The following is a 23,709-nucleotide window of genomic DNA, read 5'->3' on the forward strand; positions in this document are numbered from 1 at the left end:
GCCACGCATCCGCCATGTCCTATTCCTTCCAGCTTTCAGACCTCCTCCATCCCGCCGCCGAAGAAGACGAGCAGCAGCAGCCGTTTAAAAAGCAGCGCCCCGCAGGCCCTCCGCAGTCCGCGCCGCAGCCGCAGCCGCAGCCGCAGTCCGCGCAGCCGCAGCCGGTGGGCATCCCCTACCGGCCGCAGCCCGGTGCAGCCACCTCGCGCTGGCTGACGCCCATGCTCGCGCCCTGGGAGCGCCCCAAGGCCGCAGCAGCCGCACCGGCCAGCCCCGTCCCCTACGCAGCTCCGGCGAGACCCGCCGCGCCTCAGCCTCAGCCTCAGCCTCAGCCTCAGCCTCAGCCTCAGCCTCAGCCTCAGCCTCAGCCAGCACGCGCCGCCCAGCCTGCCACGCCGGTGCCCTCCGCAGCCCCGCCTGCGCAGGCGGGCGCCTGGGGCAGGCCTCCCGCGCCCCCTCAGCCCGCCACGCCAAAGCCAGAGCCCTCAGTCATCACGGAAAACCTCAGGCAGCATGAGCTGCGTGGCAGGCAGCGTCAGGAGCAGCTCCTCGGCCAGGGTGCCGAGCAGGTGCGCCAGCAGGCTCAGGAGGAGGCCCGGCTGCAGTCTGCCCAGCAGCGCCTGGAGACCGCACGCCAGACGCACGCAGCCCTCTCGGACGCGCCCGTCCGCTATGAAAACCGCGACGGCAGGCTGGTGCGCCTCCAGTCCGCAGCCGGCGGAGCCGGGCAGGTGCTGCCCGTCGATCCCTCTGACACCCGCGAGATGCAGAAGGGCTCCGACTGGCTGCAGCAGCACGCCGCCGCCACGGCGGAGCTGGCCGCCGCCGAGGCCGCGCATGCGCCTCTGGCCGCAGGCGTCCAGGGCTTCAAAGAGCAGCGCCAGCAGCTGGCCAAAAAACTCGTGGAGGGCCATCGCTGGCAGCAGTCCCTGCAGCAGCACGGGCGGCACAGTGCCTCCGGTGCGGGAGGCCCCCCGCCCCCCTTCATCCCCGCCAGTGCAGACCGCGCGCTCCTCGCCCGGCTGGAGGCGCAGGGGCACCCCCTGGCCGCCGCCGTCAAAGAAGAAATGACACCGCCAGCGGTGCGTCAGCTTCAGGAAAAGCTGGCCCAGGCCGCGCCGGGCACCCCCATGTCCATCCTGGATGCCACCACCGGCGGCACCCCCGGCAGCGGTGCCAAGGCCACGCTGCAGGAGCAAGCCGCCGCACGCGATCTCGCCCTGAAAACCATGGGCGTGTCAGATCCGAAAGCCACCCTCACCCCGCAGCCAGACGGCACGCAGGCCCTGCACTGGCCCCGCTTCGGCGGCACCGCCCCCGTGGCCGTTTACGATCCCACGCAGAAATCCCTGACCGTGCATGCAGAAAATGGCAGCCTCAGCGAGGGCACCCGGCAGATGCTGCAAAACCTCGCCGTGCCGCCCGCACGCCCGGGAGCAAAGGCCAATGCCGACGGCTTGCCCGTTTATTTTGGCAACGGCCGCCGCACCACAGAGGCGGAGCTCAGCTCCCTCATCGAGGCAGGAAAAAAGGCGCACGAGTCCGCCCGCACCCCGGAGGAGCGCGCCGCCGCGCTGGAAAGGCTGGGCCTCTCCCCCGCAGGCCTGAAAAAGCGCTGGGAGTCAGGCACACTCTCTCTCCAGCAGGGACTCGCGCTCAATGGCGTCTTCAACGGCGTCGTCGAGCCAAACACCACCCGCACCGGCACCGACGGCGCCATGCAGGACTGGGGAACCGACCCAAACAACAAGGAACTGGGCCACTGGCTCCACGATGGCACCCCCGAGCAGCGGGCCTATGCCATCAATCAATACTTCAAACAAGCCCGCCAGCGCGCAGAGGGCAGCCTGCTGGCCAATCCGGACCGCATCGATGAGCTCAGGCGCAGCGCGCTCGGGCAGATCAAAGACGGCAATCCCGAATGGGGAAAGCCCGGCGCAGCCTCCCCCGGCAGCCGCACTGAGGACGGGCCCCCGGGCATCGAGCGCATCCCCCTCCAAGGCGGCGGCGCAGCCCACATCCCCAGCGGCACCTGGACCGCCCACGACTACGAGACGCTGGACCAGCACCCCGACATCCTCAAAATGCCCCACGCCGAGCGCGAGGCCGCCGTGGACACCCTCCTGAGCGACTACCACGACCAGCTCGTCCAGCAGCCCGGCGGCCTCACTACCACAGACTACCAGAAGTTTCGCCAGACCGCCCAGGCCCTGCGCGACCGCGTGGCCGCACAGAAGGGTTTGGGCGACTTCGCCGGGCAGGGTGCCGATCTCGTCAAAGAAGCCGCCAAAAGCGAAGTCGGCACCCACGTCGCCGCAGGCGCGGACCTTTCCTTCTTCAACCCCGACGGCAGCCCGCGCATGCCCGGCAGAAATCTCAAGGAGCAAAGCCGCTTCGAGGCGCAAAAGGCCAGGGACACCGCCCAGCGCCTCGCCCAGCCCGCCGCAGAAAAGAAGATCGATGCCGCCCTCGAGGCCATCCATCAGGACATCCGCAATGGCAACTTCCCCGTGGGGGATCCCGAGGCGCAGGAGAGGTGGATAGATGAGGTTTCCGCCAGGCTCAATCCCCAGCGCCAGCAGTGGTTTGACGCCGTGCAGGGCCCCGCCGACCCAAACACCCCCGAGGGCAAAAGGCACCTCGCACACCTGCAGGAGCAAACCCTTGCCAGCGCGGAAAATCGCGCCCTGCTCCAGGAGTACATCCGCACCGGCAACAAGGAGCGGTGGAAGGAGCTGGAGCACAATCTGAAGAAGACGCCGCAGCGCGCCCAGACCGAGGAGGACCAGCAAAACAGCCTCAAAAACGACCCCCTCGTCCGCGGCCTCAGCCATGCCACCGGCGCCGACTTCGGCGAATACATGCAGGGCGCGCCCGGTGCCGTCGCGGGCCACTTCATCCCCGGCATCGGCATCGGCAGCAAAGGCGGCCGCGTGGCCAGGTATGTCCGCAAAGGCGCACGCATCGCCGCAGACATCGGCGGCACCGTGGCGCAAAACACCATCGAAAACCCCGACTCCGACTTCGAGGACCACAAGAACGCCGTCATCGCCGACTACGCCACCTCCTTCGGCATGAAGCCCCTGCACTACACCGTGGGCAGGGCCGGCCAGGTGATCAAAGACCACCGCCCCGGCAAAGGCCAGCCCGACAGCCCGCCCCCGCCCTCCGACGGCCAGACCTTCGAAGAACGCGCCGCCCTTGAGAATGGCAGCATGCCCCTCCCCCCCATGGACACCGCCCAGCCCCAGCAGCAAGGGGCTGCACCCGCCCAGACAGCCCCGCCTTCATCACAGCACCCAATACCAGAGACTACCACACCACCCACCCCAGGCTCCGGCCCCGAAAAACAATCGCAAACCACGGTCAGCAGCAGTCAACCACCGCAGACTCTTCCACCGCCAGCAGCCGATCTCAAAGAAGTCGGCCAGGTGCTCGACAACATCCAGCGCCTCAAAGACAAGGCTAAAGAAGGACCGCTCAGCCTTGAGGAGCAGCGCGAGCTCGATCACAACGAAAAAGTCCTCGCCCACACCCGGGTCAAGAACCTGGAAACAGAACAGGCGGTCATCAGCAGCCTGCCCCAGCCACGCGAGCTAGATCCCGTCAAAGCCAAGGCTCTGGAGACCGAGCGCGCCATCCTGCAAAGACCGGTGCCGGGCGAGGCTCCAGCCGGAGGCGGCGCAGGTGAACCCGTCCCCGTCCCTAGCAACAGCGGCGAGGCTTCTCCATCGCCACTGCCAGGCAATGACGGCCATGGCGGCGGAGCAGCTCCTCCAGAATCACCGCCGGTTCCCTCAGAATCAACTCCCTCGAAGAGCAGCGAATCAAGCTCTACGGACGCAACAAAGAATGTAGCTCCTCCACCGCTGCAGTCATTGGACAGGAAACGGCATCAGGAGCACCGCGAAAAATATGACCGCAAGCGCGCAGAGCCACGCAATGCAGAAGTCCAGGAAGACCTGAAGGCCCGTGAAGCCCCGCTACTGCATCCTGAAACCGGCGTAGATGCCGCACGCAAACGCATCGAGACTACCACTTTTGACATGGTGGAGAACATCGGCGGCACACACGTTAACCAGACCGACCACCTGAAATCACCTGATGGTGTGGAGGTCGTGCACAAACCCAAGGATGGGCAGGTGAAAGAAAAACACCGTGCGGGCATCGAGCCAGAAACCACCGGCCAGCGAGAAGTCGCCGCTTCGAAGGTCGCCCAAGCATTGGGGATTGATCTTGTCCCCCCTACCACCATGATCACCCACAGTGGTCAGCCCGGCTCCGCACAGTATTTTAAAAGGGGCTTGATAACCGGAGACAAGGCCGCCAAGCCACCTTACAATGTTAAGGTCGACCCAAAAACCAAGACACCTGTCAACTTGCCGGACTCCGTCGCTGAAGACTGGCAGCTCACTGATGACCTGCTGATGCACAGCGACCGCTACCAAAAAAATTACATGCTACTCCTCGATGGAGACAAGATTACAGAAGCCGCTCTTATTGACAATGGCTACTCCCTGCCCGCCAATACAGGCGTCGTCGAAAAACGTTTCCCTGGCCCACGCGAAGGAAAACCCATCTCTCCACTCAACCAAGAACGCCTGCACCGCATGCTCGACAACGAAGAATCACTCAGGAAATCTCTATCCAGTCATCTTGACGAGGATGCACTCGACGGCCTATTTGCCCGGGCCAAAGCCTTGCTGGCACGCGGCACCTACGGCAATTTCAAAATAGATGAAATTAATGCCCATCTTTCACCAGCAAAGCAACACATTGAATCTGTGCCTTATTATGATTCCTCCCAATAAACGAAGCCATGAAAGTTGAAATACGCACCTTCTACGAAGATCACAAAAACGGTGAACTGCTCGAGACCTGGAGGTTGGGCAGCAATGGTCATGCCACCTGTGACGATTCATCCAAGCAGGCGGAAGTCGAACAAGATGGCATCATTGGCAAAGGAGGTCGAAAATATTTCCCCAAAGATGGAGAGGCATTTCTGCGCAACTATCCATACGAATATGCCAATAGCAGCTTTACTCGAGCTATCATCATAGAATAGCCCACTCGAAGTGGCGCCCCCTTTCCCCGCTGAATCAAGCACGACTGCACCGAATTCTCGGCAATGAGGATTCACTCAGGCAATCTCTAAAGGATCACCTGAAACCTGAAGCCATGAAGTATGGCAACTTCACCCTGGATGAGATCAACGCGCACCTGCCTCCAGATAAACAACCTTCTCGCGCTGTGCACTGGGGCGATAAGTCCCAATAATCCACCACCATGAAAGTCGAAATATACAGCTATGACATTGGTCAGGATAGACGTAGTCTGCACGAAACCTGGACCTTGGACAAAAACGGCCATGCCGTCTGCGACAGGGCCTTCGAGCAGGATTTTATGGAAATGCACGGGATACCCTACGAGGGAAAAATGCTCTATCCCAAGGACGGGGAAACCTTTCTGCGCAACCTGCCTTGGGAATATGCACACTGCAGCTTGGTTCGTGCTGTCGTTGTAGAGTAACAGTCCGCATCTGCAGATGCCGACTAAATGCCAGGCATGAATGGCACTCAGTTAAGCGCATTCGTCGTGGCATTTAAGCTCAGGGCACCGACGCGAAAAGTAGCACGGGCAATCCTGCCCGTGAAGAGAGCGCTGCTTACGGGCAGGATTGCCCGTGCTACTGCCCTGACTCGTTTTTCACAGACCTCCAACGACCTTTTGTCACAATTGCACACTGACCCCGTTCACAAATCAAACAACTATATAGATATGGACTTCGTGAAGGATATTGAAAATCCACTGCTTTATTGGGTTCAACGAATCGAGGGATCACCCGATGATGGCCTTCGTCTGTGGGGAACATCTCCCGCAGGCACCTTCGGCTTTGGTGGGGAAGAGCGTTCCTACACCGGGGATGTTTTTTTGATCTCAGACAAAGAGCGTCGAGAAGAAAAAGAACTCTCGATCGTGCAGGGGCATACAAACAGCCGGGGCTTCTTTTGGAGCCCTTGGGGAAATCCTCCCCCCCAGTATCCAGAGCCCCCCTTCTTGATAACGAACTACCCTGCATTGCGATTGATACGCAAGCAGGAGATTTCCTTCACTCCCAAGCACAACTGGCGCATGCTCAATGACATGACCATTCCCGTGGAGGGCTTTTGGGTTTGTCGCCCGGACTGGATGGGATGGTTGCAAGTAGACAAGAGGAAGTCCAATCGGCAGGGCATCCTGTGGCTTTTCTCAGACCGCCCAGATGTCACCATTGAACCAGGAACAGAACTGGTGTTTTGCGGCAGCCCAGACGAAACCTTTGTTACCGTGACTAACTATCAGGAGCCCACAAATTGACTTCAAGGATAAAGCTTATAAAAGCCCGTAGATGCCGGCAGCTTTGAAACAATCCAAATCGATTTTCATTTTCAGCCGATAGCCTTCATCACAGCACCCAATACCAGAGACTACCACTAAACGGGCGTCCGACCTTGCGACATTCGGCGCCGCTCAAAACACCATCAAAAAGCTCAAGTCTCAGCCAAGCCCGCTCAGCCCGGACCAGCAGAAGGAACTGGCAGCCGCCGAGCACACCGTCGCCAGCACCATCGAGTACAATCTCCTCAGAAAGCAAGCCGCCATTGAAAAACGCGGCCTCACCCTCCACCCCACCGAAGCCGAGGCGCTGAAGAATGCGCAGGCCACACTGGCACGCCTGGCACCGGCAGGCACCAACGCCCAGCCTTCAAACGGTGCCGAAGCCAGGACCGCGACACCGGGCGCACCCCAGGCATCGGACAGCACCGAAGGCCCACGCCTGCAGTTCAGCCAGGGCGGTGCAAATCCCAAACCCATCGCAGACAGCGACATCGTGGACGCCCACCGGCTCCTGTCTCAGGAGGAAGACGCCTTCCAGCTCGGCAAGAGCAAGCCGGACACTTCCAAGATGGGCACCGACGATGCTCTCAACACACTGGCCCAAAGCTACTCGCAAGATGGAATGGAACTCAAAGTCAGCAGGGCAGGCCCTACCGACCGCGCCTTCCGCATCGAGACGCCCAACGGAGAGGCTGTCGCCACACTGGACCATGACAATAAAACGCTGCGCCTCAACAGCGCCAATCTCGACAGCAACACCACCAAGCGCGGCGGCGGGACCAATGTCTATCAAATGGCCTCTACTTTCGCGCAGCAGCATGGTTATACATTCCTGCCGGATACATCGGTCAAGCCCGTGGCACAAAATCGTCGTATCAGCCAGATGATCTCCTCCGTGCTGCGGCATGGAGGCAGCACAAAACACTTTGATGGAGACGCCACCTTTAAGGGGGCCCAAACCGGCGATCAGATCATTGCGAACGAGACGCCCGTCACCAAAGTCGAGCTGCCCGGCTGGAAGCCTGGCGACGACGAACACAACCTCGCCCTCATGCTGCGTCGTGAGCATGCCGACGTCATGGCTGAGGCCAAGGCACGCGGCATCGACCTCAGTCATTTGACATACGACCCCGACTCACACACCATCATCAATGGCCATACCGGGACCCCCCTTACAGAAGGAGCTCTTAAATCTCTCGTGGACCGATTTGAACCCGGAGATAGTGGAGTCGGCAAGACAACACTTCTTAGGGCCCTTGTCACCGGATCCACGCTACAAGGACGCAGATCCGATGGGAGCATTCAGCCTCTACATGACGATGCGGGAGGAGACCCCGGAGGGCAGGGAACTGGGGCGGCTGACCGGGACATGGTGCGCCTGGCACGGGGTCTTTACTATAGCCGACCATCGGGCGGCGCTGGAGGCGTTCCGACGCGGCGACTGGGTGACGCCGTATCCGAACGGCCCGGTGGGCTCGCCACCGCCGTTGCCAACGTATCCGACCACCTTAAAACCCAGGTCCCCGGACTCCTCAACGACAGAACCCACGTCTTCCACAGCACCGAAGACTTCTTAAACTCCGACTACGCCAAGGAGCATCCGCTTTCCAAGGAGGACCTCGAAAAGCTCCCCTCCGCCGAAGGCTTCCACGATCCCAAGACCGGTCACAACGTCGTCATCGCGGGCAATGTGGAGCTGCGCCCCGGCGAAACCCCGCACGATGCCCTCACCCGCGTCATCCTCCACGAGCGCGTGGGGCACGATGGTTTGCAGGCCCTGCTGGGCTCGCAGGACAGCAAGGCGCAGAAGCATTGGGCGGGCCTGACCCAGCGCATCAAACCGCAGGAGCTGGACGCTATCGCCCATGAGCCTGGATACCAGCATCTGGCAGGAGACCGCAATGCGCTGGCCCACGAATGGTTCGCCCGGCAGGCGGAAAAATCCCCGCACCTGCTCCAGCAGCCCGGCCTGCTACGTGACATGTGGGAGGCCTTCAAAGCCCAGCTCAGGAAAATGAGCAACAACTGGAAGGACACGGACGAAAGCCATCTGGACACCCACCTGCACGAGCTGCTGCGCCATTCGCGGAGGGCGGCTTTGAGACCTGTTTCTTCGCGCTAGCCCCGCCCTCCGACGGCCAGACCTTCGAAGAACGCGCCGCCCTTGAGAATGGCAGCATGCCCCTCCCCCCCATGGACACCGCCCGGCCCCAGCAGCAAGGGGCTGCACCCGGCCAGCCAGCCCCGCCTTCATCACAGCACCCAATACCAGAGACTACCACTAAACGGGCGCCCGACCTTGCGACATTCGGCGCCGCTCAAAACACCATCAAAAAGCTCAAGTCTCAGCCAAGCCCGCTCAGCCCGGACCAGCAGAAGGAACTGGCAGCCGCCGAGCACACCGTCGCCAGCACCATCGAGTACAATCTCCTCAGAAAGCAAGCCGCCATTGAAAAACGCGGCCTCACCCTCCACCCCACCGAAGCCGAGGCGCTGAAGAATGCGCAGGCCACACTGTCACGCCTGGCACCGGCAGGCACCACCGCCACGCCAGCAAACGCTGCCGAAGCCGGGAAACCGACACCGGGCGCGCCCGCAACGCCAGGCGCTCCGCAGCCGCAGAGCAGCGCCGAAGGCCCACGACTGCAGTTCAGCCAGGGCAGTTCAGAGCAAGGAAGCTCAGAGAAGAAAACCGCCGGACAGGTGATGCAAAACCTCGCTGGCGACGAAGGCCGCTTCCGCCGTGGCAAAGCCAGCCAGAGCAAGGACTTCGGGGAAATTGCCAAGGAATACGCGCTGCCTGAAGAGTTGAGCCATGTGCGTGAGCATGAAGATTTTGGCGATGTGCCAACAAAAAAGATCTATCGCATCGACTTGAAAGCTGGTGGCCATGCCTTCCTGCTTCATGGCACAAATGGCAAGGTGTGGGTAGACACTTCCCAGATGCGCAGTCCCGATGGCCAGGCGGTGGAAGGCGGAGACCTCGTCTATCAAGCGGCCATGACTTATGCCCACAACAATGGGCTGAAGTTTGTCGAAGATCCGAATGGGGTGAAGCCAATAGCGAGTTTTCGTCGCATCAGCCAGATGCTTTCCAATGCCATGCGTCATGGCACCACGGAGCACCTCACTCCTTCCAGCGTAGAAAATGCTCCTTCCCTTAACGCCACCATCCCAGGCTGGCGACAGCAGCAAGGCCCCGAGGACACTGCCACTTATGAGCATAACATCAACCAACTCGCTCTCGCGGAGATGAACGAGGTGGAGAAAAAGATGCGTGACTGGCCGGGGTATGTCCAAGTAATGAAGCGGTTTGCCCCCAAGAACAGCAAGCCATTTCCAGAGCCTGGTCCTCTTGGCCACGTGCAGCTCCAAGACTTGAAATGGAACCCTGAAGATGATACGGTCACCCATGTACCTACCGGGCGCAGGCTATCCGAAAGAGATTTTAAACAAATCGTATCAGGACTGGACCCCGGAGGAAGCGGAGTTGGTCCGACGACACTTTCTCGGGCCCTTATTGCACGACAGGCGCTTCTCGGAAATGCCTCTGGGGGCGATAGCGTCCCAAATCTGGGGACTGAGGAACTTGGTGGACGAGGACGAGGAGAAGCTGATGTACATGGCTCAAAATTATTCAGAATACTCGAAGCGGGCCAAAAACTCTTTTACTCGCAGCCCGGGGCATCAGAAAATAGTGGATTGGATGAAGGCAGCCGAGGCGGAGGCAGCGGCCGAAAACTCGCCAGCCACTTCGGCTCCGATCCAAGACAGCTAGCGCAGCAAACGGCGCAGACGGCGGGCATGCTCAACCAGCGTGTGCCCGGCTTGCTCAACGACAAGACCCACGTCTTCCACAGCGTCGAAGACCTCCTCAACTCCGACTACGCCAAGGAGCATCCGCTTTCCAAGGAGGACCTCGACAAGCTCCACTCCGCCGAAGGCTTCCACGATCCCAAGACCGGTCACAACGTCGTCATCGCGGGCAATGTGGAGCTGCGCCATGGCGAAACCCCTCACGACGCCCTCACCCGCGTCATCCTCCACGAGCGCGTGGGTCATGACGGCCTGCAGGCCCTGCTGGGCTCTCAGGACAGCAAGGCGCAGAAGCATTGGGCGGGCCTGACCCAGCGCATCAAACCGCAGGAACTGGACGCCATCGCCGATGAGCCTGGATACCAGCATCTGGCAGGAGACCGCAATGCGCTCGCCCACGAATGGTTTGCCCGGCAGGCGGAAAAATCCCCGCACCTGCTCAAGCAGCCCGGCCTGCTGCGCGACATGTGGGAGGCCTTCAAGGCCCAGCTCCGAAAAGTGAGCAACCACTTGAAGGACACCCCCGAAAGCCATCTGGACACCCACCTGCACGAGCTGCTGCGCCATTCGCGCAAAGCCGCGCTGCGCCCATCTTCCACCAGTCAGGCCGACGCCCAGCCGGGAGCCGCACGCACTTGAATACCCCCAGAGAGTCAAGGATACCTGCCACTTTCGAAGAAGCGTTCGAGGCACGGAATACCGCCGACAAGCTCAAGGCCCAGAAAGCCCCTCTGAGCCCGGAGCAGCAGCAGGCGCTGGGTGCGGGGATCAGGATGATGCCCGTTCCGGCCGGGGGCATGAAGGATGCGACGGTGGCGGGCTACCAGATCCTTTCAGGAAATGGCACGGGGTTTCATTCCTGAAAGAGCGGCTGAAAGAGGGGGGTGAGGAGGGCGGCGCCTTCCACGGTGAGGTGGTTGGTGTCAAAGTAGAGGACTTTTTCGCCTTGGACGACGCGGCAGGTGCCGTGGGGGGTGAGGAAGGCGGGGGCGGGATCGAGCAGGGTGGCGCCCATGCGGGCGATCTCGTCAAAGGTGGACTGCAGGGGAGCCTCGGCGCGGAGGTGCTGCGCGGGGGTGGTGCCGAGGGTGTCGAGGCTCTCACCGTGCAGGGTGCGGAGGGCGACGACGCGGGGCACCTCAAACCCGGGTGCGGGCACGTCTCTGACGAGGTAGACGCGCGCGCCGCCGGCCTGCAGGGTGCGCACGGTGCTGACGAGCGCGGCTTTGAACTCGGCGGTGGGGGGATAGACCTCCCAGCGGGCGGCGAGGATGATGTGCGGGATGCGCTGTGCGGCGGCGTAGGCGACGATGTGGCGGGCGGTCTCGGGCGCGTCCTGATGGAGGGATTTGAGATTGGGGGGGACGTAGCCGAGCACTGGCGCGGTGCCGCCGTAGGCGGAGAGGAGGCCGCGCTGGCGGTGCTGCTGGCAGAGGGTGTGCAGGGCGGGGGCGAGGGCTTTGGCGTGGCTGTCTCCCCAGAGCAGGAGGCGCACGGGCATGCTGCCGCCGGGGCCCGGGGCGGGCGTGCTGCCGCCGCCGCCGGGGGTGACGCCGCTGCTGCTGCTGGCATAGGGGCCCAGCTCGATGTACCGGCCAGCGCGGGCCCGGGGGAGATCGACCTGCTCCTGAAAGGCGCGGCTGGCGCGTGCGGCGGAGAGGGCGAGCACGCGCGGGGGGTAGCGCCCGGGCATGCCTTTGCGGAGGTAAACGAGGGCTGCGAGGAGAAAGAGCAGGGCGCTGGCGAGGCCGGCGGCGAGGAAGAGGCGGCGCGGGCTGCGCAGCACGCGGCGCTGGCGCAGGGGTGTCTCGATGCATTTCCACGTGAGCACGGCGAGCCCAAAGGCGGCGAGCAGCAGGCCGAGGCGCACGGGGACGCCGAGCGGGGCGGGCTGGGTGTGCAGGTAGCGGGCCAGGGCCAGCAGGGGCCAGTGCCAGAGATAGAGCGGGTAGGAGACGAGGCCGATGAGGACGAGCGGCCGCCACGCGAGCAGCCGCCCGACGGGCGTGGGACCCCCTGCGCCGGAGGCGATGATGAGGGCGGCACCGAGGCAGGGCGGCAGCGCGGCCAGCCCGGGAAAGCGTGTGTGCTCCGTGTAGGCAATCACGGGCCAGGCGATGAGGGCGAGCCCGGCGAGGCCGCTGACTGCGCGGCGGGGCCCGCCGGCGGAGAGGCGGCCGCCGCTGCCGGCGAGCAGGGCGCCGAGCAGGAGCTCCCACGCACGCGAGGGCAGCAGGTAAAAGGCGGCGCGAAAGTGGGGCGCGGAGTGCGTGGCCAGCACGCTGAGGCCCAGCGAGACGACGGCGAGGCCGAGGAGCCAGCGCCGCCAGCGGGTGGGGCGGGTGCGGAGCAGCCAGGTGAGCAGGAGGGGAAAGACGAGGTAGAACTGCTCCTCCACCGCGAGGGACCAGGTGTGCAGCAGGGCCTGCGCGTCCGAGCTCATCTCAAAGTACTCGATGCCGCCGCGCCAGAAGAAGAAATTGGCGGCCATGAGGGTCTGCGCGAGGACGGACTTGGCCATGTAGATGAAGTCTTCCGGCAGGTACCAGCGCCAGCCTGCGGCCAGCACGAGCGACACCACGAGGGTGAGGGCGGGCATGATGCGCCGGATGCGGCGCTCCCAGAAACGGCGGAGGCTGAAGGCGCCTGCGGCGTGCTCCCGGAGGATGAGGGAGGTGATGACGTAGCCGGAGATGACAAAGAAGACATCGACCCCGACAAAGCCTCCGGGGCAGCCGAGCCCGGCGTGGCAGAGGATGACGGGGAGCACGGCCAGCGCCCGGAGCCCGTCGATGTCCGGCCGGTAATGCTGCGGCGGGAGTTCGGTGCTGGGGAGGGGGGGCGGCATGGGGCGTGGGGGCGGCTGGGCATGCCGTTGCATTCCTGCCGGGGGTGCGCACGTCTTTTTTTACGGGCTCTGCGGGCGGCCCGCCCCGGCGGCGGGGGGTGGCGGCGGGGCGCGGCCTCCCCTGCCCGGCCGCCGGGCGCGCGCATTTGCACGCGCCCCAGGCATACCATGGGCTACCAGTTTCTTTCTCTTCTTGGTTTTTTGTGTTGCTTTCTAAAATGGTGGCCCAATCTGTTTTGAGGGCGCTGACACGCCCCTCCCCCTGATACAACCGGACGCTGTGAAGAACACGGAAGGTGCCACCGCCGCCCTGCGGCCAAGCCCCTCTCATGCCCTTTTCCTTCCAGCTTTCAGACCTCCTCCATCCCGGCGCCGACGAAGACGAACGGCTCCAAAAGCAGCGCGCCGCTGGTGCCCCGCCTCAGCAGCCTCAGCAGCCTCAGCAGCCTCAGCAGCCCACCCTGCGCATTCCCTACCGGCCGCCGGAGGGGCCCACAGCAGAGACCCGGCCGCAGACAGCCTTGGCCTTCTCGCGCTGGCTCTCGCCCATGCTCCCGCCCTCGGAGCGCGCCAAGACCGCTGCACCGCTCTCACCACTCGCCGTCCAGCCCGCCATGGGGCAGCCTTTGCAGCCGCCGCTCACACCGCCCCAGGGCGGCCCCCTGCCTCCGCAGAAGCCGGTGCCCGCACAGTCGGCGCAGTCGGCGCAGTCGGCACAGCCCGCACAGCCCGCACAGCCCGCACAGCCCGCACAGCCTGCGCAGTCGGCACAGTCGGCACAGTCGGCACAGCCCGCACAGTCGGCACAGTCGGCGCAGCCCGCGCAGCCGACGCCCGCACCCGCACCCGCACCCGCACCTGCTCCTGCTCCTGCTCCTGCTCCTGCTCCTGCTCCTGCCCCACCACCCGCTCAGCCTGTGCCGCCCAATCGCGGGGCAGCGGCACTGGTGCGCCAGCTTGCGGATGCACAGAAGCACGGCGCTGTTATCAAAGACGGCAGGCTCATCCCCCACCCGGATGGCCAAGGCGGCCTGCTGCACCATGAAGGCTTTGTCACCATCCCGGACGCCGCCTCCCCGGCCAAAGCCCCCGCCGTCCCCTATCGCGACGATCCCGCAAAAGGCGTCACCGTTCCCTACCGCGACGACCACGGCAGGCATCACCCCGTTCCTCTGAAGGAGATCACCCGCGTCGCCGGGCCCGATGGCAAGGCGGAATACCACTTCATGGTAGGCGGCAGGCCCGTCCGTGTGCCCGAAGACGGCCGGGCGCCCATCTTCCAGGTGGACCAAGCCGGCAAACGCTACGCCACCGCCGCAGACGGCACCCGGCGCGAGCTGGGGAATGACGCGCGCACCATGGCTGACAACGGCGGAAAACTGCGCGTCGAGGCCGCCGACAAGTCGCTCGATGAAAAGCTCGCCCAGGGCGCGGCGCTCGCCGCGCAGATCCAGGAAAAGCAGGCGCAGGCCGCCGCCGCGCAGCAGCGCCTGGACGCCGCCCGTCTGGCCGTGGCCGCACCCTTTAAAAACACGGGCCCCGACTCCGTGACCCGGCGCATCAGCGCCCAGCCGGAGGTCATCCACGCCGAAGACGCGGTGAGGCAGCGCACCCAGGAGCTGCAGTCCCTCCAGCAGCAGCACGAGGCCCACTACAGCGCCCTCGCCCATGAGCAGCGCGCCCGCCACGCCGAGATCGGCCACTACCAGCGCGGCGCCGCCGCCAGCCCGCACGACGCCCCGTGGCTGAAGGACGCCCGCTCCGCGCTAGGAGATCCCCGCGCCACCAGCCTCCGCCTCATCGCCGCAGTGGAGAAAAAAGACCCCGCCAGCGCCGAGGCCATGCGCCGCGCGCTCGTGCCCCCGCACACCCGGCGCCTCCTTGCCGCCGCAGAGAATGCCTTTGGCAGCGCCCAGCCGCCCGAGGGCCAGAGCATGAATCTGCACGAAATGCTCATGCAGGACCCCGAGCTGCAGACGGACAAGAGCACGCTCAGCCAGGCAGATGCCGCACGCGCCACCGCGCAAAATGCCCTCGGCATCGGCGATCCCGAAAACGTCCGGGCCACCCGCAGCGCAGACGGCAGCATCTCCCTCTCACGCCCGGGCGCAGACGGCAGCGGCACGCACCAGCCCTTTGCCACGCTGGAGCCCAAAACCCGCCGCATCGCCCTCGCCACAGGCGCGGATGGCCGGCTCACGCAGGCCGCCGCCGCCCTGGCCGCCAGCGGCTCCGCTGTCAGCACCCCCATCTACATTCCCGGCGGCCAGCCGCCGCTCAGCGAGGCGCAGGTGAGCGACCTCATCCAGAAAGGCCTCGCCGCCACCACCTCCGCCACCGACCGCAAAACCGCCGACGCCGCCCTCACCCAGGCAGGACTCTCCCCGGAGGGCATCGCGCAGATGGTGAACGAGGGCCGCCTCTCCGTGCAGGACGGCCAGCTTTTAAACAGCAAGTTCAATGGCGGCGTGAGCTCCTATGCCGAGCGCGACAAAGCAGAGGCCGCACCGCAGCAGAAGGCACGTGAAAAACAGGAAGAAGAGACTGCACTCAATGCCCGGCAGGCAGGCTTCAAAGCCGCGCTTGATGATCTTGGCTCCCTCAAAGGCCTCACTCAAAGACGGCAGGATGGGCCGGGAGCCGGCAAAGATGCGCAGCACTTCTTCAAAGGCTACCACGCAGCGTTTGCGGTGCTCTCCAAACATCGTGACCTGATGCAGACGCTGTCTGACACCATCGAGCGCGACATGACCGGCAAAGCGCGGGAAGGCGATTCGGAAGCGCTGGCCAGCGCACGTGAAAAACTCATCGACCTGCCCGACGACGAACGGCGCATCGTACTCGCCGCCCTGCACAACGAGGCGCAGAAGCGCGGCGCGGTAAACGGCGCGGCCAAGGGCGGCACTGGATATGCAGACGCCGCCAAGCAGCTCCTCCATGGCCTTTTTACTGCGGGCATGACCAAGGACGGATCATCCTTCTGGCAGCAGACCGGAGAAGCAGGCTGGCGGCTCCTCGACAGCGGCTTCTCTGGCAACAGCCATGCCAACAGCTTGGATGCGCTCAAGTCCGTGCCGACCACTGGGCGCGTCACCTTTGCCGGAGACATCCGCACAGCGGAAGATGCACGCCGGTTTGTGGAAGCAGAAATGATCCACACCCATGCCGTCAATGCCTCTCTGGCAGGCGATGGGCCCGGCATCCTCCCCCGTGAAGGCCGCGAGATGACGCTGACTCCAGAGCAGACCCGGCTGATTGAAGATGCCAAGAGCCGTGTCGAACGAGAGGTGCGCACCGCGCAGGAGATCAAAGCCCTCGGCTCGGCCGTTGACCCCATTCCAAATCTGTTTGCTTCGACCCTGGGCTCGAGCGCCACCATGATGGGCCTCATGGCTGTCAGCCGGGGGGCAGCGGCCCCGGTGATCTTCAACCTCTACAAAGGGACAGAGTATGAGGACCTGAGCCTAAAGTACCCGGACGCCCCCCATGAGGAGAAGCTCAAAGCCGCCACCCTCTCCGCCGCCCTGCAAACGGCAGGCGATTACGTGGGCGTCAAGGCATTCAGCGGCCTCAACATTGGCAAGCTCCTCGCCAATCCGCAGAAGCTGACGGCTGCGGTCATCGGGCGCGGTCTTGGCAGGGCTGGCCTTTCATACGGCGTGGAAAACGGCGTCGAAGCCGGGCAGGACATCGTCACGCCGGCCATCATTGAAGCGCTGAAGCTCGACTTCCCGGGCTTTGACTGGGAGAAGGAGAAGAAGGACTTCTGGAAAGGCCGCGCGGATGTGGCCGTGGGCATGCTGCCGCTGACACTCCTCGGCCTCGGCGCTGCCTCCGTGAAGGACTACGCCAACGGCAGAGCCCTGCTCAGTGACGCTGCGGCGCTCAGCCGCCTGGGCATCCCGGAAAACGACCGCAAAGAGATCATCGACGCCACCCGGCGCGGCGACACCGACACCGCGCAGCTCATCCTCCAGGAAGGCTTCAAAAAACGCGACCCCGCCATCGCTGCGCAGTCTCAGGCGGCGATGGATGCGGAGACGGAGAAGCTCGAAGGCACGGTCATGCCGGACGGAACCCGAAGAGCCACCCCACCCGCCAAGGTCGATCCAAATAACATGCCTCCACCCACCCCCGAAGAAATCGCGCAGGCCAAAGCCGCCGTGAAGGAAGGATTCGACAAAACATCTGGCACCCAGGCCGCGCGCAAGCAGATGGAGGACATTCAATACACGGAATCGGTGCCAGTGACCACACCAAGCGCCAACCAGCCCCAAATCCTCAAGGCTCCTGACAGCCCATCCGCCTTTTACAAACCCAATTCCGGATTGAATCCGAAAAAAATGCGCGCTGGAATCGACCCTCCCAGCATGGGGCACCGCGAGGTCGCGGCGTCGAAACTCGCCGAAGCCATCGGGAGCAGCATCATTCCACCGACCACACTCAAAACGCACGGCGGAGACATCGGCTCCGCCCAGGTCTTCAAGGAAGGCATGATGAATGGAAAGGAAGCACAACAGAGCGAGCACAAGCTGCTCATCAATGAGGCCACCCAGGCTCCCGCCAATCTGCCCGACAAGCTGGCCGAAGAATGGCAACTCATGGACGACCTGCTCATGCATGTGGACCGCCACAAGAAGAACTATATGCTAATCATCGACGACAAACACGAAGTGGCGGATGTTGCGCTTGTGGACAACGGCCTCTCGCTCCCCGACAATCCAGGCGTCGTTGAAAAACCATTCCCAGGCCCGCGTGAAGGCCAGAACATCTCCCTGGCCAACAAGTTGCGGCTTCAGCATCTGATCGATAACGAAGCCACCATCCGCGAATCTCTCCGCCCTCATCTTCAGGAGGGTGCGCTGGACGGCCTCTTTGCTCGGGCCAAGGCCTTGCTCAAGCGCGGCAAGTATGGCAGCTTCACCTTGGAAGAAATCAAGGAGCACCTCCCCAAAGATTACAACCTCCACTCTCCCGTGCTTTACAACGATACTAACTGACCACCCTTCAAACACTATGAAAGTCGAAATTCGAAGTTACCTCCGAGACCACCAAAACGGGGAAATTGATGAAACTTGGACGCTAGATGAACAAGGCAGCGCGGTTTGCGATGATGCCAGCGAGCAGCGCCGATTCGAAAAAGTTGGAGCCGTTGGAGATCACGGACATATCTATTATCCGCAGGACGGGATACCGTTTCTCCGCAGTTTGCCCGACCAATACGCCAACAGCAGTTTTGTTCGCGCTAAAATCATTGAGTGATTCAGAACAGACATCGGAGGCGAATACTCATATGATACACACCATGGACAAGGGCTGGACAGAAGAACGCATCAAGGCACATCGGGAAGCATTTCTGAAGGGTTTCGGCGAGAGGGAGCTGAAAGAGCTTGCCGAATCTTCGAAGAAGCCGTCCGAAGCGGAAAGTACGAGCCACGAGTCCTCCGACTCCTCGCCCAAGGAAACCCAGAACTCGAAGCGCTAGTGCCGCCTGCGGAGTCCACTAATCCGCCTAAGTAGAGAGTAACTCCGTCGAAGCCGAAATAAAGATGCCGGGCATTATTTGTGTAAGCATCTGGCATCTGACTGATTGACAACGAGCTGGAGCTGCCGTGAAGGCATCGACCATGGCGCGTCATGACAGCTCACCGGCGAGTGCTCCGCCCGCTCCGGAATGGCTTGAGCGGGTTTGGTGGTGATGCCTCCAGAGTCGCCCCAGGTGGTGTCCAACATCGACATTCACGCGCCTGTCGCCAGCAGCAGCGCATTGCCCGCCGCTTTGATTTTCTGCCGGATAGTGCGAGGTCAATCAACTGAATGCCAGGCATTTTGCACACGATTCAAAGCTAACTTGTGAGTTCGCCGCCTTCTGGTCATGCCTTCTGAAAAAGGTGTCATTTGGCTAGTCTGTCGGTGGAACTGCATAGACATGTCTGAAGTAAGTCCGGCTGTCTGGATCGACATATAAAACCTCCAGAATCCCTGCAGGAGCCGAGGCATTTCGGTAGAGATGCATCGGCCTGCCAGTCTGCCTGCTGCGTGGAATAAAACGGTAAGCCCGGAAGATGCCGCCGACCATCGTGGCCAGGCAGGCAACCATTGCAAAGCCCCGCGTCCAGTTCAAGGCAAGCCCTCCGAAAACCGTTGAAACAACGATGACGGCAAACCCTGCCGCAGCGATCCCAACGATACCGTAGCAAGACCACAGGAAGGACCTCCTGCCAGGAGCATCCTCAGTGTAGCCAGCAAGTGACTCGATGCTTATCTCAGGATACTTGGATTCGGGGAGCATCGTGTTGAGTTGGGCGAACGTTTCGGATCAGGCGAAGGCGAGCGCAAAGCGTCGATGACACGACAGATGCCATACAAGCCGTTGCCTGCATCCGTTTTGTTTAACGAAGCCGTTTTGCGGGAGCAGCCATTCTTGAGAGCGTGGGGCGGTCTGTGGAAACGAGTCGGGCAGTGGCACGGGCAATCCTGCCCGTGAAGAGAGCACCGCTTACGGGCAGGAACCGTAGCGAAGCGAAGACAGCCAGCCGCAGGCTGCCCGCAGGGCGGGCGTGACGAGGCATCGCCCGTGCTACTTTTAGCGCTGCATGCCACGAAGAGCGTGCTTAACTGAGTGCCATTCATGCCTGGCATTTTATGGCATGGCATTTTATTTCCAAGCCTGCATCGGAGCTACCGCTTTCGCGGGGGTCACGGCGGGCGTGGGAGCTGGGGCTGGCGGGCGGCTGGTTGGCTGCCGCTTTCGGGTATGTGCTGGTAGGCGTGAGTCACCGGGCACGGCCAAAGCGGTAGCTGCGGTCGTTCCTCCCTTCGCGACCGCAGTCCATATGAGAGGCGCGGCTTGGCGGGGCGCTTTTGGAAAGCGGTGGCTGCGTTTCCCCCTTCGCTAAAGCTACGGAGGACAGGCTGTTCCTCCCTTCGCGACCGCAGTCCATATGAGAGGCGCGGCTTGGCGGGGCGCTTTTGGAAAGCGGTGGCTGCGTTTCCCCCTTCGCTAAAGCTACGGAGGACAGGCTGTTCCTCCCTTCGCGACCGCAGTCCATATGAGAGGCGCGGCTTGGCGGGGCGGGGCTCTCCGGGCTGTTGTGTTTTCTTCAGGCGCTGAGGGCGGTGCCGAGCATTTCGCGCAGGAGCTTGCGGGCGCGGTAGAGGCGCAGCTCGACGGCTTTTTCGGAGGTGCTCTGCACGCGGGCGATCTCGGCGTGGGTCATGCCGTGCCAGACGGAGAGGATGAGCACTTCGCGGAGGTCCTGGGGCAGCTCGCCGACGGCTTTCTGCACGGCGGCGAGGCGCTCGTTCACGGCGGCCTGCTCTGCGGGCGTGGCGGTGGTGCTGGCCAGGGGCATTTCGTGGAGCGCGTGGGGCTCGGTGAGGGCCTCGGGGTGGCGGGAGCGCCAGCGGGCGTGGTTGCGGGCGAGATTGGTGGCGATGGTGAAGAGCCAGGTGGAAAACTTTTGCGCGGCGCGGTACTCAAAGCGGTGCCGGTGCACGCGGACGAAGGTCTCCTGGGCGAGGTCGCAGGCGGTGGCGTGGCTGCCGGCGTGGCGGGTGAGGTAGCTGATGAGGGGCGGGCTCCAGGCGTCCATGAGGCGGTTGAGGGCGAGGTCTTCGCCCTCGGCGAGCTGGCGCATGAGTTCGGCATCGAGGTCGTCTCGCGCGGGGGGGCTCATCGGCGGGTGCTGGAGGGGAGATTCTGGTCGTGCTGGCGGCGCTGCTGCTGCATGACGGGGAGGATGTCCTGCAGGAAGCGCCGACCCTGCGCTGCGGGCATGAGGGCGGCGACCTGCCGGAGGTGCTCGGTGGCGGCTTTTTCGCAGTCGGCGCAGACGCGGTGGTCGCGGGCGAGCTGGGCGTCGAAGTCGCCGGGGGTGCGGGCCTGGTGGCGGGCGCGCCAGAGGAGGGGGCGGTCGGCTTCGTTGATCTGGCGGCACATGTTGTCGCACTGGCGGAAGTAGTCGCGGTGCAGGGCGCTGACTTTTTCAAAGGTGGCGGTGTCGAGGTGGTACTCGTCTTTGAGCCAGCGGAGGCCGATTTCCTGGGGGGTCTCGCGTGGGCGTAGGGTCTCGCGGGTGGCCCAGAGCGCGGCGGCGGCGGCGGCGGCGGTGAGGAGCACGAAGGCGGCGATGCGTCCGGCGGGTGTCATGGGTAGCGGCCGTTGGTGTGGTGGGGGTCAAACGGGCTGACGGACATGACGTAGGCGTCATGCGGGGTGAACTCGGGCTGGGGGGGGTGGGTGATGCCCCAGAGGATGGCGAGGGCGGTGACGGTGGCGATGACGAGGAGCTCGCGCTTGGGGCGGAGGAGCCACCAGGCGAGCTTTTCGACCCAGCCGGGCTCGGTGGCGGTGGCGGAGATGCGCCGCCAGACCTCGCGACGGAAGTCTGGCGGCGGCTGGGCCTGCGGGAGCTGCCATTGCTGGAGGAGATCGTCGAGGGGATCGGGATCGTCGGGTGTCATGGCAGGTGCGGGCGTGGGTTTTGGGGGGGGGAAGATGGCGCGGCGGTGGCGGGGATCAACGCTGGCCGTAAACGTCGATCCAGGCGAGGCCGCTTTTGACGCCCTGGGGCTGGAAGTAACGGCGGCCGAGGTAGACGCCGTCCACGGGGCGCATGGAGCCACCCTGCGGATGGCTGGCGCGGGTGAGCACGGGCTTGCCATTGTAGGTCTGTGTGAGGCTCGGCACGGAGGGCGCGTTGCAGGAGACGAGCGTGGTGGCGGCGAGGATCGCGATCAGGGTGGTTTTCATGGTTGGGTGTCGGTTGGGTTTGGGTTGGGGTTGGTTGAGCAGGGTTGGTTGGTCGTGCTCATGGGGTGCTACCCCGCCGCGTTTGGGATCCCTCAAAAAAAGGTGATTTTTCTTTTTTTAGGGGGAGGAGGGGGACGGGGAACTTTGAACATTGAATGAGGGGGCGCTGGGTGGGGCGGGTGCGGTGGGGTGATGTGGAATGCGGGGGGCGCTGGGTGTGGCGTGGGCGTGAGGGATCGGGACGATCCCTCTCCGCCGGAGGGCGGAGGCTCTGGCGGAGTGGGACCATCTTGGTCCCACCACGCTCCGCAAAGTCTGCGGCATGGCGTAACGGATGGGGTGAGCCAGACCTGGCGCGGGGGTCGTGGGTGTGGCGAGGGCGTTAGGGATCGGGACGATCCCTCTCCGCCGGAAGTCGGAGGCTCTGGCGGAGTGGGACCATCTTGGTCCCACCACGCTCCGCAAAGTCTGCAGCATGGCGTAAAGGAAGGGGTGGTGTGGAATGTGGGAGCGGTGGGTGTGGCGAGGGCGTGAGGGATCGGGACGATCCCTCTCCGCCGGAGGGCGGAGGCTCTGGAGGAGTGGGATCATCTTGATCCCACCACGCTCCGCAAAGTCTGCGGCATGGCGTAAAGGAAGAGGTGATGTGAAATGCGGGAGCGGTGGCTGTGGCGGGGGCGTGAGGGATCGGGACGATCCCTCTCCGCCGGAGGGCGGAGGCTCTGGCGGAGTGGGACCATCTTGATCCCACCACGCTCCGCAAAGTCTGCGGCATGGCGTAACGGATGGGGTGAGCCAGACCTGGCGCGGGGGTCGTGGGTGTGGCGAGGGCGTTAGGGATCGGGACGATCCCTCTCCGCCGGAGGGCGGGGGGTTTTAGAATGTTTGTCGGCTTCTTTGTGCGGAGGCCTAGGGCGCTCCTGCGGCTGGCGGTGCCCAGCGGCGACAAAGATCGCTTTCCCACATGGCGTATGCACCTAGCTGGAGCCGGGCTTTGAGTGGATTGCGCCTGATGTAGCGGACGCAGCGGACGAAATGATCGTCATCTCTCACCATCCGGTCAAAGTAGTCTTCCTGCCAGAATGCGCCGGCGAGCCCAAGCAGGTCGTTCATCTGCTTTGCTGTGTAGCTTTTCCAGCTCGAGACGATCTTGCCGAGATGCTCCCCTTCCGCCAGGGAGAGCAGGACGTGCACGTGATTGGGCATGATGACCCAGGAGTGCAGATGATAGCGCTGCGCTTCGAAGAACTGCAGGGCCAGTGTCAGGATGTGCTGACAGTCTGTGCGCCGCAGCACACAGGTTCCGTGGCCTGCATCGAGCCAGCGTTCAATGCGAGTGGTGAACCTTTGCTGATACTCTTCAATCTCTTCCGGGCCATGGGGTTTGGGGTGCGTTTCCAGCCACTGATCCCGCTCCTGCGCCCACTCCTGCCTGAGGGACGCAGGGATGGAGTCTGCCATGCGAAAGGTGATGAAGTAGCAGCGTCCCGGCTGCTCCCAGTGCGGGAGGTGATTGGACGACTTCACCACATCCTTCAGCGGATTGAGAAACCGGGGTGTGTCCATGCAGGCTTAAGCTTGGCGCTGCCTGGAGCCTTTGCATCCGCAAAGGCAGTTCGTGAATCGATTTTGTGTTCTCGGAGGGACAGGAGGCGACGGAGGGGGATCATCTTGATCCCCACACATCGCGTGTGTTTGCGCCATGAACGTGCGGGGTGGGGGTGATGTGGAATGCGGGGGCAGTGGGTGTGGCGGGAGCGTGAGGGATCGGGACGATCCCTCTCCGCCGGAAGTCGGAGGCTCTGGCGGAGTGGGACCATCTTGGTCCCACCACGCTCCGCAAAGTCTGCGGTGTGGCGTAAAGGAAGGGGTGATGTGGAATGCGGGGGCGGTGGGTGTGGCGAGGGCGTGA

The 23,709-nt window shown here is 63.6% G+C and carries 17 protein-coding genes; 10 read left to right on the top strand and 7 right to left on the bottom strand.

Annotated elements, in window-relative coordinates; genetic code table 11:
* Positions 1–14: 14 nt before the first annotated feature.
* The 7 genes from ACFQDI_RS20485 (at position 15) to ACFQDI_RS20515 (ending at position 11,057) form a co-directional block, all read left to right on the top strand.
* The gene (locus ACFQDI_RS20485) at positions 15–4,811 is read left to right on the top strand and encodes a hypothetical protein (protein ID WP_377170364.1); all 4,797 of its coding nucleotides are present in this window, start codon (positions 15–17) and stop codon (positions 4,809–4,811) included.
* 8 nt (positions 4,812–4,819) lie between these two features.
* Positions 4,820–5,065, top strand: coding sequence for a hypothetical protein (locus ACFQDI_RS20490; protein WP_377170366.1), 246 nt, complete (start codon positions 4,820–4,822; stop codon positions 5,063–5,065).
* 221 nt (positions 5,066–5,286) lie between these two features.
* Positions 5,287–5,529, top strand: coding sequence for a hypothetical protein (locus tag ACFQDI_RS20495; RefSeq protein ID WP_377170368.1), 243 nt, complete (start codon positions 5,287–5,289; stop codon positions 5,527–5,529).
* A gap of 36 nt (positions 5,530–5,565) precedes the next feature.
* Entirely contained in the window at positions 5,566–6,357 is a 792-nt protein-coding gene (locus tag ACFQDI_RS20500; protein WP_377170371.1) for a hypothetical protein, read from the top strand.
* A gap of 514 nt (positions 6,358–6,871) precedes the next feature.
* Entirely contained in the window at positions 6,872–8,500 is a 1,629-nt protein-coding gene (locus tag ACFQDI_RS20505) for a hypothetical protein (RefSeq protein WP_377170373.1), read from the top strand.
* Positions 8,501–8,556: 56 nt separating this feature from the next.
* The gene (locus tag ACFQDI_RS20510) at positions 8,557–10,833 is read left to right on the top strand and encodes a hypothetical protein (RefSeq protein WP_377170375.1); all 2,277 of its coding nucleotides are present in this window, start codon (positions 8,557–8,559) and stop codon (positions 10,831–10,833) included.
* On the top strand, positions 10,830–11,057 hold the full coding sequence (locus ACFQDI_RS20515) for a hypothetical protein (protein ID WP_377170377.1): 228 nt from the start codon (positions 10,830–10,832) through the stop codon (positions 11,055–11,057). Before ACFQDI_RS20510 ends, ACFQDI_RS20515 begins: the two co-directional genes overlap by 4 nt.
* On the opposite strand, the gene ACFQDI_RS20520 is transcribed toward ACFQDI_RS20515, so the two are convergent.
* Complete coding sequence (locus ACFQDI_RS20520; protein WP_377170379.1) at positions 11,048–13,042, bottom strand: acyltransferase family protein; 1,995 nt, start codon at positions 13,040–13,042, stop codon at positions 11,048–11,050. The genes ACFQDI_RS20515 and ACFQDI_RS20520 overlap by 10 nt on opposite strands.
* A 329-nt stretch (positions 13,043–13,371) precedes the next feature.
* Between ACFQDI_RS20520 and ACFQDI_RS20525 the strand changes: the two genes are divergently transcribed.
* From ACFQDI_RS20525 to ACFQDI_RS20535, 3 genes are read left to right on the top strand one after another with little or no spacing between them, the layout of a single operon-like run.
* Positions 13,372–18,042, top strand: coding sequence for a hypothetical protein (locus tag ACFQDI_RS20525; RefSeq protein ID WP_377170381.1), 4,671 nt, complete (start codon positions 13,372–13,374; stop codon positions 18,040–18,042).
* Between the two features lie 16 nt (positions 18,043–18,058).
* Complete coding sequence (locus tag ACFQDI_RS20530) at positions 18,059–18,304, top strand: hypothetical protein (protein ID WP_377170383.1); 246 nt, start codon at positions 18,059–18,061, stop codon at positions 18,302–18,304.
* A gap of 43 nt (positions 18,305–18,347) precedes the next feature.
* The gene (locus tag ACFQDI_RS20535) at positions 18,348–18,527 is read left to right on the top strand and encodes a hypothetical protein (protein WP_377170385.1); all 180 of its coding nucleotides are present in this window, start codon (positions 18,348–18,350) and stop codon (positions 18,525–18,527) included.
* A 417-nt stretch (positions 18,528–18,944) separates the two neighbouring features.
* Here ACFQDI_RS20535 and ACFQDI_RS20540 read toward each other — a convergent pair whose 3' ends face one another.
* From ACFQDI_RS20540 to ACFQDI_RS20565, 6 genes are all read right to left on the bottom strand, one after another.
* Positions 18,945–19,334 (bottom strand): hypothetical protein, encoded by a 390-nt coding sequence (locus ACFQDI_RS20540; RefSeq protein WP_377170388.1) that lies wholly within the window; start codon positions 19,332–19,334, stop codon positions 18,945–18,947.
* A gap of 811 nt (positions 19,335–20,145) precedes the next feature.
* Complete coding sequence (locus tag ACFQDI_RS20545; protein WP_377170390.1) at positions 20,146–20,721, bottom strand: RNA polymerase sigma factor; 576 nt, start codon at positions 20,719–20,721, stop codon at positions 20,146–20,148.
* Positions 20,718–21,194 (bottom strand): hypothetical protein, encoded by a 477-nt coding sequence (locus ACFQDI_RS20550; protein WP_377170392.1) that lies wholly within the window; start codon positions 21,192–21,194, stop codon positions 20,718–20,720. Before ACFQDI_RS20550 ends, ACFQDI_RS20545 begins: the two co-directional genes overlap by 4 nt.
* Positions 21,191–21,508, bottom strand: a complete 318-nt coding sequence (locus ACFQDI_RS20555) for a hypothetical protein (protein ID WP_377170394.1) — start codon at positions 21,506–21,508, stop codon at positions 21,191–21,193. The genes ACFQDI_RS20550 and ACFQDI_RS20555 overlap by 4 nt, the downstream gene beginning before the upstream one ends.
* Positions 21,509–21,563: 55 nt before the next feature.
* Complete coding sequence (locus tag ACFQDI_RS20560) at positions 21,564–21,797, bottom strand: hypothetical protein (RefSeq protein WP_377170396.1); 234 nt, start codon at positions 21,795–21,797, stop codon at positions 21,564–21,566.
* Positions 21,798–22,706: 909 nt separating this feature from the next.
* Positions 22,707–23,363: a transposase gene (locus tag ACFQDI_RS20565; protein WP_377170398.1), complete on the bottom strand. Its 657-nt coding sequence runs from the start codon at positions 23,361–23,363 to the stop codon at positions 22,707–22,709.
* Between the last annotated feature and the right edge of the window lie 346 nt (positions 23,364–23,709).

Source organism: Prosthecobacter fluviatilis, assembly GCF_042655725.1.
In the GTDB taxonomy this organism is placed as follows: domain Bacteria; phylum Verrucomicrobiota; class Verrucomicrobiia; order Verrucomicrobiales; family Verrucomicrobiaceae; genus Prosthecobacter; species Prosthecobacter fluviatilis.

Coding starts and splice junctions, on each gene's coding strand:
- ACFQDI_RS20555 (WP_377170394.1), bottom strand. CDS start 21,508: ATGACACCCGACGATCCCGATCCCCTCGACGATCTCCTCCAGCAATGG.
- ACFQDI_RS20500 (WP_377170371.1), top strand. CDS start 5,566: ATGAATGGCACTCAGTTAAGCGCATTCGTCGTGGCATTTAAGCTCAGG.
- ACFQDI_RS20550 (WP_377170392.1), bottom strand. CDS start 21,194: ATGACACCCGCCGGACGCATCGCCGCCTTCGTGCTCCTCACCGCCGCC.
- ACFQDI_RS20560 (WP_377170396.1), bottom strand. CDS start 21,797: ATGAAAACCACCCTGATCGCGATCCTCGCCGCCACCACGCTCGTCTCC.
- ACFQDI_RS20495 (WP_377170368.1), top strand. CDS start 5,287: ATGAAAGTCGAAATATACAGCTATGACATTGGTCAGGATAGACGTAGT.
- ACFQDI_RS20520 (WP_377170379.1), bottom strand. CDS start 13,042: ATGCCGCCCCCCCTCCCCAGCACCGAACTCCCGCCGCAGCATTACCGG.
- ACFQDI_RS20485 (WP_377170364.1), top strand. CDS start 15: ATGTCCTATTCCTTCCAGCTTTCAGACCTCCTCCATCCCGCCGCCGAA.
- ACFQDI_RS20490 (WP_377170366.1), top strand. CDS start 4,820: ATGAAAGTTGAAATACGCACCTTCTACGAAGATCACAAAAACGGTGAA.
- ACFQDI_RS20545 (WP_377170390.1), bottom strand. CDS start 20,721: ATGAGCCCCCCCGCGCGAGACGACCTCGATGCCGAACTCATGCGCCAG.
- ACFQDI_RS20510 (WP_377170375.1), top strand. CDS start 8,557: ATGCCCCTCCCCCCCATGGACACCGCCCGGCCCCAGCAGCAAGGGGCT.
- ACFQDI_RS20535 (WP_377170385.1), top strand. CDS start 18,348: ATGGACAAGGGCTGGACAGAAGAACGCATCAAGGCACATCGGGAAGCA.
- ACFQDI_RS20530 (WP_377170383.1), top strand. CDS start 18,059: ATGAAAGTCGAAATTCGAAGTTACCTCCGAGACCACCAAAACGGGGAA.
- ACFQDI_RS20525 (WP_377170381.1), top strand. CDS start 13,372: ATGCCCTTTTCCTTCCAGCTTTCAGACCTCCTCCATCCCGGCGCCGAC.
- ACFQDI_RS20565 (WP_377170398.1), bottom strand. CDS start 23,363: ATGGACACACCCCGGTTTCTCAATCCGCTGAAGGATGTGGTGAAGTCG.
- ACFQDI_RS20540 (WP_377170388.1), bottom strand. CDS start 19,334: ATGCTCCCCGAATCCAAGTATCCTGAGATAAGCATCGAGTCACTTGCT.